Annotated in this window: 5 protein-coding genes; all 5 read right to left on the reverse strand. The window is 43.2% G+C overall.

Annotated elements, in window-relative coordinates; all coding sequences use genetic code 11:
• Positions 1–2: 2 nt before the first annotated feature.
• The 5 genes from VXK47_RS03615 to VXK47_RS03635 all read right to left on the reverse strand — a co-directional run bounded on the left by VXK47_RS03615 (position 3) and on the right by VXK47_RS03635 (position 7,781).
• Positions 3–1,148 carry a Coenzyme F420 hydrogenase/dehydrogenase, beta subunit C-terminal domain gene (locus tag VXK47_RS03615; protein ID WP_435547405.1) on the reverse strand — a complete coding sequence of 382 codons (1,146 nt, stop codon included), beginning with the start codon at positions 1,146–1,148 and terminating at the stop codon, positions 3–5.
• An 18-nt stretch (positions 1,149–1,166) separates the two neighbouring features.
• Positions 1,167–1,589: a hydrogenase iron-sulfur subunit gene (locus VXK47_RS03620; protein WP_435547406.1), complete on the reverse strand. Its 423-nt coding sequence runs from the start codon at positions 1,587–1,589 to the stop codon at positions 1,167–1,169.
• A 103-nt stretch (positions 1,590–1,692) separates the two neighbouring features.
• Entirely contained in the window at positions 1,693–5,073 is a 3,381-nt protein-coding gene (locus tag VXK47_RS03625; protein ID WP_435547407.1) for an FAD-dependent oxidoreductase, read from the reverse strand.
• Positions 5,066–7,363: a (Fe-S)-binding protein gene (locus VXK47_RS03630; RefSeq protein WP_435547408.1), complete on the reverse strand. Its 2,298-nt coding sequence runs from the start codon at positions 7,361–7,363 to the stop codon at positions 5,066–5,068. The genes VXK47_RS03625 and VXK47_RS03630 overlap by 8 nt, the downstream gene beginning before the upstream one ends.
• On the reverse strand, positions 7,356–7,781 hold the full coding sequence (locus tag VXK47_RS03635) for a response regulator (protein WP_435547409.1): 426 nt from the start codon (positions 7,779–7,781) through the stop codon (positions 7,356–7,358). Before VXK47_RS03635 ends, VXK47_RS03630 begins: the two co-directional genes overlap by 8 nt.
• Between the last annotated feature and the right edge of the window lie 656 nt (positions 7,782–8,437).

Raw genomic sequence — 8,437 nt, forward strand, 5'->3', positions numbered from 1 at the left:
TCTTAATCGTTTATTCCTACTACTTCTTGAAATTCATCTTTGCAAAATGTTGACAGCGGAGGTTTTTGTTCAATGCTTTTTCCTGCCTGATAATCAAACGTCTTTTGTGTAGCATGGGCGATGGTTCGAAACAGCTCCATAATGGGAATATCATTCGGGCATGCATTTGAACACTGGCCGCAGCCGACACATGCCGTGCTCATATGAGTTAAACGTGTAAGATGATAAAAAAGAGTATCGGTAGGCATTTTAATGATCCCTTTTTTCTTTGCCCAACTTATGTACTGGAAAGAATCATGATTAAATGCATCAGTTACAAAAACACACTCTTTGCAATAGCAAACCGGACATGCAACACGGCAATTATAGCAGTTGACGCAGGAAGCAAAGAAAGAAGATATTTTTTCAAGGTTGTTTGTAGCCTCGGTTGTTTTTAAAAACATCTCATCCCGAAAGTTTGTGCGCTTTGTGATCAGGCTGTTGATGGCAGTTTGTCTCGCAGCCGGTTCGTTTGTTGCGCCAAGATTAATTTGTTTTAAAATATGATCTCCTGCTTCAGTTTGAGCCTTAACCAGTATGGATTCATCTGTCTTCATACCATATAAGCCGATCTGGATATCAGCATTTTCAGAAACCGGATATTCACAGGCCTTACAGGCCTGAGCAAGTTCAACTCCTTCTACTTCAACAGCATTTCCGTCCATAATTTTTTTATAAAATCGAAGAGTTGCTTCTTTTGGGTTTTGTCCGGCAAATTTTAAATAATCTTTATTTTGAAATGCGCCGAAGCAATCCGCACTTATTAATATTATATCTTCCCTTTTGGCCTGGTTCAGCTTTACCAGCTCAATAAATGCGCGGATTTCGCAGGGACGCAATACAGCCGCTATCTTGCCTCCTATCGGTTTACGGGTAAGCCGGGCGGCGATTGTTGCTGCATTTACAGGAAAAGCCGGCGCCAAAGGATCTATTCCATCAAGATGATCCGGATCAGTAACCAGTGTCGGCATGACCATTTTTTTCATCGGAAGATGCTGCGATACCAGAATTGCCCGGATAATTTCAGCCTTAAGAATATCTTCCAATAACTTTCTTATCGATTCCGATATATCCTGATTTTTTACATCGATTTTTGCCGTAACCGCCATATTCCCTCCGGATATTATTTAAATCACCATACTTAATTTAGATTGGCTTGGCCCCAGCTCTTTGATTTGTGAAACAAGAGCCCTCATGATCTCCGCCAGGCGAATTCCATCGCTTGCGCCTATCCATGTCAATCTTAACCGTTTTGAATCAAAGCCGAACTGGGGAAGAACTTCTTTTAACAGCTTGATCCTTCTGCGGGCCTTGTAATTCCCATTGATATAATGGCAGTCGCCCGGATGACAGCCGCTGACCAGCACACCGTCAGCGCCTTCCAGAAAGGCTTTAATGATATATTGCGGGTCAACCATGCCGGTACACATTACCCTGATAATTTTAACGTTAGGTGGATATGACAGACGGGAAGTGCCGGCCAGATCCGCAGCAGTGTATGTACACCAGTTGCAAAAAAATGCTACAATCGTAGGCTCAAACTCGCTCATATTTTATTTCCTTTCAGTAATGCAAGTGTTAGGTGTTAAGTGTTAGGGAATAGATTATTAGATTTAGTTGCTTAACACCTAACACTTAACACTGAGTAAAAAACTAACCGGCCAGCAAGCCGTCTATTTCCGAAAAAATCTGCTTTCCTGTAAAATGCCGGATCTGGGCGGCTCCGCTTGGACAATATCCGGAACAGCTTCCGCAGCCTTTGCATACTGCTTCATTAACCACGCTTATACCTTTTAATGCATTGAATTCTATTGCCGAATAGGCGCATAAATCTATGCAAACCCGGCAGCCTATGCATATATCAGGATCGATAAATGAAATCATGGGAGATACCGCCACCCGTCCTGATATGCTTAAGGCCAGAGCCTCGGCTGCTGCTCCCTTGGCCTGTGCAACCGTATCGGGAATATCCTTTGGTCCCTGGCATGTCCCGGCCAGAAAAATACCGCTGGTAGCAGTGGAAACAGGTTCAAGCTTTGGGTGTTCCTCAAGAAAAAAACCGTCACTGCCGACGCTTATCCCGAATGTGCGGGATATTTCATTTGCGTCTGAACGCGGTTCCATGGCTGTACACAAAATAACCATTTCAACCGGAATTTTTAATATTCTGTCAGACAGTGTATCTTCGGCGGTTACTGTCAGAATGCCGTTCTTTTCCTCAATCCGTGACGCCTTGCCGCGAATCATGCGTACCCCCTCGCTTTGTACGCGCTTGTAGAATTCCTCATACCCTTTGCCGAAGCAGCGCATATCTATGTAGAAATTGTATACCTCGGTATCGTGCCCGCATTTATCTTTGATAAGATGGGCATATTTTAGCGCATACATGCAGCAGGTACGTGAACAGTATTCGTGATAATTAATATCACGGCTGCCTATGCAATGAAGAATAGCGACACTTTTCGGAGGTTCCGTAAACTTCAGACGATTGGCAAGACTTCGTTTAAGCAGTTTTCCGCCTGTTGGCCCGGTCGCATTCGAAATCCGTTCAAACTCAAGATTGGTAAATACATTTGAATACTTGCCATAACCGTACTGATGCATGGGCGTTGGATTTAGCGGATCAAAACCTGTTGCTACAATAATTGAGCCGGCTTCTATTTCTTCTATTTCATCTTTCATGTTGTGTTTGATAGCTTTTGCTTCGCACGAAGCCACGCAAAGCTTGCATTCACAGCATCCGCCGCAATTTATGCAACGGGAAGCTTCTGCTTGTGCTTCCTGTTTTACAAAGCTCAAGCTCACCTCTTTAAAAGAAGTAATACGATCTTTGACATCGCGATACTGCGGCTTTACTCTGTCCGTTTTTATGGCGTATTCAGGTATCCCGGCCCAGTTATTTCCGGGTGGTTCCTTTAAGGCTACACTTTGGCTTAAATTTTCAGGATTATCATTGCAAAGAAAGCGGTGTATCGCTTCAACAGCTTTATGACCCGCAGATATTGCCTCAACAACAGTTGCCGGACCGCTCACTGCATCGCCTCCGCCAAATATATAAGATACATTTGTCTGCATTGTATGCGGATTTACATTAATAGTATTTCGTTTTGAAACTTCTACAAGTTTATCTTTAACAAGCCAGTCAATATCCGGCTCCTGTCCTATTGCCGGGATGACAGCATCACATTCAATCACAAACTCTGATCCTTTTACCGGAACAGGTCTGCTTCGTCCGCTTGCATCTGGCAAACCGAGTTCGTTTCTGATACATTCAACAGCATTTACCCTGCCGCCATTTCCACGGATGGCTACTGGTGATGTAAGATAATGTATTTTGATTCCTTCTTCCAGAGTGTCCCTGATTTCTTCAGGATCAGCAGGCATTTGTTCCCGGCTGCGGCGATAGATAATATCCACCTGCTTACAACCAATACGCAATGCCGATCTGGCCGCATCGATGGCCACATTGCCTCCGCCGATTACTACCACACGGTCGCCCGGCTTTTCTATATTAGCCAGATTCATTTGGTTCAAAAAATCCACTGCATCAATCACGACATCCAGGCCTTTTTCACCAGGTATTTGCAGTTTCAGACTTTTATGAGCACCGATTCCAAGAAAGATTGCTTTGAAGCCCTCGTTTTTGAGATCATCAATGCTAAAATCTATTCCCAGTTTTTTTTCAGTTTGTACTTTTATTCCAAGACGAAGAATATTCCGGATTTCCTTATCAAGAATTTCCGGCGGGAGCCGATAATCCGGTATGCCCAAACGAAGCATGCCTCCTAAAACCGGCAGCGCCTCAAAAATGGTTACCTGATAGCCTTTAAGCCGTAAATAATATGCTACGGTAAGACCTGCGGGGCCTGACCCGATAACCGCTATTTTACCCGGCAGATCTTTGATATCCGGCATAGGCAACATGGAAATATCTGTCTGGTCTGCTGCAAAGCGCTTCAGATCGCGTATGGCGACAGCGGTGTCCACCTCAGCCCTTCGGCAGGCTTTTTCGCAAGGAGCCGGACATACGCGGCCCAGAGTTCCCGGTAATGGCAGGCGTTCCATAATTAAATTCAAGGCTTCTTTGAATTTTCCTGCTTTTATGAGAGCTACATAGCCCTGAACATTTGTTCCGGCAGGGCAGGTCTGAACACAAGGAGCGCGGTCATACTTGTCGATGCAATAGGTGATGGGAACTGCCTGAGGAAATGGCCGGTATATTGCCTTTCTGATTTTTGTGTTTACATCCCATTCATTGCTAAACTCAACAGGGCAGACCTTTTCGCATTCGCCGCACCCGGTGCAGTTTGTTTCCACGTAGCGGGCTTTTCTTTTTACTTTTATCTTAAAATTGCCGACAAAGCCGCTTACATCTTGTACTTCACTGTGAGTGAGCAACTTAATTTTTTGTTCCTGGCCGACGGAAACCATCTTTGGCGTGCCGATGCAGGCTGCACAATCAAGGGTAGGAAAGGTTTTGTCGTATTGCAGCATATGTCCGCCGATGGTAGGTTGTCTTTCCACAAGATAAACTTTATATCCGGCTTTGGCTATATCAAGGGATGCCTGCATTCCGGCGATACCTCCGCCCACAACAAGGGTGTTGGTGCAAACCGAAAAAGTTGCAGGTGTAAGTTCATGCTGGCGGGTAACCCTCATGATGCCCGCCCTGACTAACTCTTTCGCCTTTTTGGTTGCTTCATCTTCATTTTCCGTGACCCATGAAACATGTTCGCGTACGCATACCATATGAAAGGCTTTATAAGGATTAAGACCGCCCCTTTGGCAGGCGGCGCGAAATGTTTTTTCATGCATCCTGGGTGAACATGAGGATACTATTACTCGGGTTAGATGATGTTGTCTGATATCATTTTCTATAAGTTCCTGCCCGGGATCTGAACACATAAACAGGTAATCGCGTGAAACCTCAACATTTGGTAGAGTAGCTGCGTATTCTGCTACTTCTTTCACACGAACTTTGTAAGCTATATTTATGCCGCAGTGGCAGATATAAAATCCGATTCTATCAGACATGGCAGACCTCACTACTATGGTTTGGTTTGATATTATCCATCATATCAACTTCATATCCCAGGTTTACAGATTGCAGCAGCAATTGTGCAGGATCAGTGACTACTATCTTATGTTTTACGCCAAGTTTATCTATCGCATCATTTAGCATGAGTATACAAAACGGGCACGCTGTTGCAATCATCTCGGCTCCCGTGCTAAGCGCTTCTTCTATTCGCAACATACTAAGATTCTGATCGCCTTTCCGGTCATTTGCTTTACTCCACGCACCACCACCGCCTCCGCCGCAGCAAATACTGCCTTTTTTGTTGTTTCCCATCTCAACCAGCGTGAGCCCCGGAATGCTTTGAAGTATACGACGAGGTGCTTCATAAATATTATTATGCCGTCCCGGATAGCATGGATCATGATACGTGACAGTTGATTCAACTCTGACAGAAGGTATAAGACGGCTTTTTGATACCAGCCGGTCGAGAAGTTCCGTGTAGTGCTCACAACTCACATCCCTTAAATCAGGGTAATTGTTTTTAAAAGAATTCAGACAATGAGGTGATGTTGTCAGTATTGCTTTAACATCTTCTTTCAAGAATATTTTGGTGTTTTTTGCGCAAAGATCAGAGAATATCTCGTTTGCACCCGATTTATGGGCAAGATCGCCGCAGCAATTTTCCTTTTCGCCAAACATGCCAAAACTTATTCCGGCATGTTTCATAAGCTGTAACAAAGCCTGACCGGCTTTCTTGTTTTCCGGATTATATGCAGTTGTGCAACAGGTAAAAAGGCAGTATTTGTCATCAGGAGCAAATGCTTTGATATCCAAATCTCCAGTCCATTCCAGCCGCTTATTCCGGGCGCCGTTCCAGGGGTTGCCATTTTTTTTCAGACTTTCAAACGGAGCTTTTAGCGATTCCGGAATTATCCCTAAAGATATATTAAGGCCCCTTACAGCTTTTACTACATTTATTATGTCTATTCCCCTCGGGCAGCTGGCTCCGCATGCATTGCATGTAAAACAATCCCATACAGCCTTATCAACCGAGTTTTGTGTTGCGTTATTTAATGCAAGACGGCGCAGAATATGACGGGGGCTGTATGATGATATCAGATTGACAGGGCAAACACTTGTACAGGTTCCGCATTGCTGGCAGATCATAAAAGTATCGCCTACTGCCGCAATCACGTCTTTTACATCTAAACGGGATGTTTTTGATGCCTTATCTTTTACGGCAGATAAAAACAAAGCCAGCGGCCTGTAAAACAGGTGCGACCACTTTCCGAAAGGAACCTCAATTACAAGCATTGGTACAGCAACGGCAAGATGTATAACGTATGCGACATATGTTCCCATAGGCCATCCGGCGAGACGAAAGATATGCATGATTATGCCTGTAAGAGATGTCAGAAAAAGCAGGATAAGAAAAAGCCAGTCGGAAAGTTCCGAATATCTATGGATAGTTTCCTGCTTTTTCATGCGGCTTCTAAACATATCCACTGTGACATAAAGCAGCACAGAGGTGGCATAGTAGCCAAATATGCTAGTAAAATGCCAGCTGCTGTCATCAACCTGAAACCAGCGGATACAGACAATTATCAGAGTCATCATGGTGAGATATCCGGTAACAAGGATGAAGTGCTTCATCCACCGGTTTTTGTCTTCTCCACACTCCCGCCAGCGTTTCTGGGTTGCAAAGTTTAAAATAAATGTTTTTGCTTCTTTAATATAAAGCGATAAAGGCGCCTTCGTATCACTCATGATAAAACGATACATTCTGAATGCATTGGAAAGAAGAAAACCCGAAAGTATTATTGCCATCAACAGATCGCCGATTTCTATCCACATGACAGGCGCAAAGGAGTTAACCGACACATAATCGGTTATGATCGGGCCATGAAAAAAAACAAACAGCAAAATAATAAAAAGCGCCACAGAAATCAATGCGCCCATTTCCCAGGCTTTTGAAAGATAAAGTTTCCCGGAAAGTCCTGTCCAGTCATATTGAGTGGTTAACCAGCGGCGGGTTGCCATCATGGTTTCAGCCGGTTCGGCCCCTCTGGGACATTCCTTGTTGCATTCGCCGCAGTAATAGCACAGCCAGGGCACGGATGATTGTAAAAGCTTGTCTTTTAATCCCAGCTGGAGATACCGGTATATCTTTCTGGGAAAAGGATTGGCGCCTTCAGATAATGGGCAGGACGCGCTGCATGCGCCACACTGCATGCAGATCTCCATATCCATTGCTCCGAATTTCTGAATCTCACTATATAGTTTTGGATCAACAGAGTTATCAATCATGGTTTTTGTCCATTGAAGTTAATTCAAGCACAATGTTTATGAGTTCCTCTGCTTCCGGCGGTTTTTCAAGAAATGCTTCAGGTTCCGGTACGCTTTGTCCTGGCTGACTGCTTTCAAACTTCTGATAATGAGAAAAAGTATCTCTGTCTATAGCCGAAAGCATTATAACCGGGATCCTTTTAAGCTGTTTGTCGAACTTTAATAAACGATATATCTGGATTCCTGACTCCTCTGACATCATAACATCCAGTATAATAAGAGCAGGTGGATTCTTTCGTGCTTTTGTTATTCCCTCCGTACCATTTTTGGCTTCAATAACCGTAAAACCCTCAGCCATTAGGAGGTTTGAAAGAAAAATCAGCATATCCAATTCATCATCAACAACTAAAATATTTTTAACTTCTTTTCTCTGCTCCATAAACATTTTCCTCAGGAAACTGAAATGTTCCGTTTATAAAAAAACCATGCTCTATTTGTTTAATTCGGAAATAAACAGACTTTTAGCTGACAGTAACAGCACAGGTTGTGCCAAAAAAAGGAGGCGGTAAGATATCTATTAATTACAATGGGATATTGTTTATGAAAGGAAAACCGGAAAAGCGGTGTCAAGTTAAAGCAACATAATATGCAACAATAATTATTAAAGATTATGCCAGATAATTATCATGTATATTTATAAAATAAATATAATATTGCAATAAAATGCAACATAAATAATGTTGCATGCAGCACCATTTTGAAATTTATAACATTTCTTTTAATAGCGAATCATAAAACGGACTTTCAACACCTTTATTGAATGAAGATTGATCATTTTCGCTTCCGCTTTAAGGTGTTGTGAAGATATCAGGGGTTGCATTCAATGCTAGTAGAAATTCTATTTGCACCGGCCGCAGTGGGCGTGCCAATTGTCTTTGGTTACCATACTTTAACTAGTGTCTGAACGGAAAGTCATAGTTTTTTTAAAGTCAGCCGGATAGCTGATGGCAGTTTATTAAATTACTACCATTCAAATCATTGGCATCCGATTGCGAATCAAGTTTTTGCGATATTTTCTCAACAACCGGACGCACC

This window comes from Desulfobacterium sp. N47 (assembly GCF_051233685.1).
Taxonomy (GTDB): Bacteria; Desulfobacterota; Desulfobacteria; order Desulfobacterales; family RPRI01; genus RPRI01.

What these genes read in the sequence shown, in the direction of transcription:
- VXK47_RS03615 (WP_435547405.1), bottom strand. Translation starts at nt 1,148, where the DNA reads ATGGCGGTTACGGCAAAAATCGATGTAAAAAATCAGGATATATCGGAA.
- VXK47_RS03620 (WP_435547406.1), bottom strand. Translation starts at nt 1,589, where the DNA reads ATGAGCGAGTTTGAGCCTACGATTGTAGCATTTTTTTGCAACTGGTGT.
- VXK47_RS03625 (WP_435547407.1), bottom strand. Translation starts at nt 5,073, where the DNA reads ATGTCTGATAGAATCGGATTTTATATCTGCCACTGCGGCATAAATATA.
- VXK47_RS03630 (WP_435547408.1), bottom strand. Translation starts at nt 7,363, where the DNA reads ATGATTGATAACTCTGTTGATCCAAAACTATATAGTGAGATTCAGAAA.
- VXK47_RS03635 (WP_435547409.1), bottom strand. Translation starts at nt 7,781, where the DNA reads ATGGAGCAGAGAAAAGAAGTTAAAAATATTTTAGTTGTTGATGATGAA.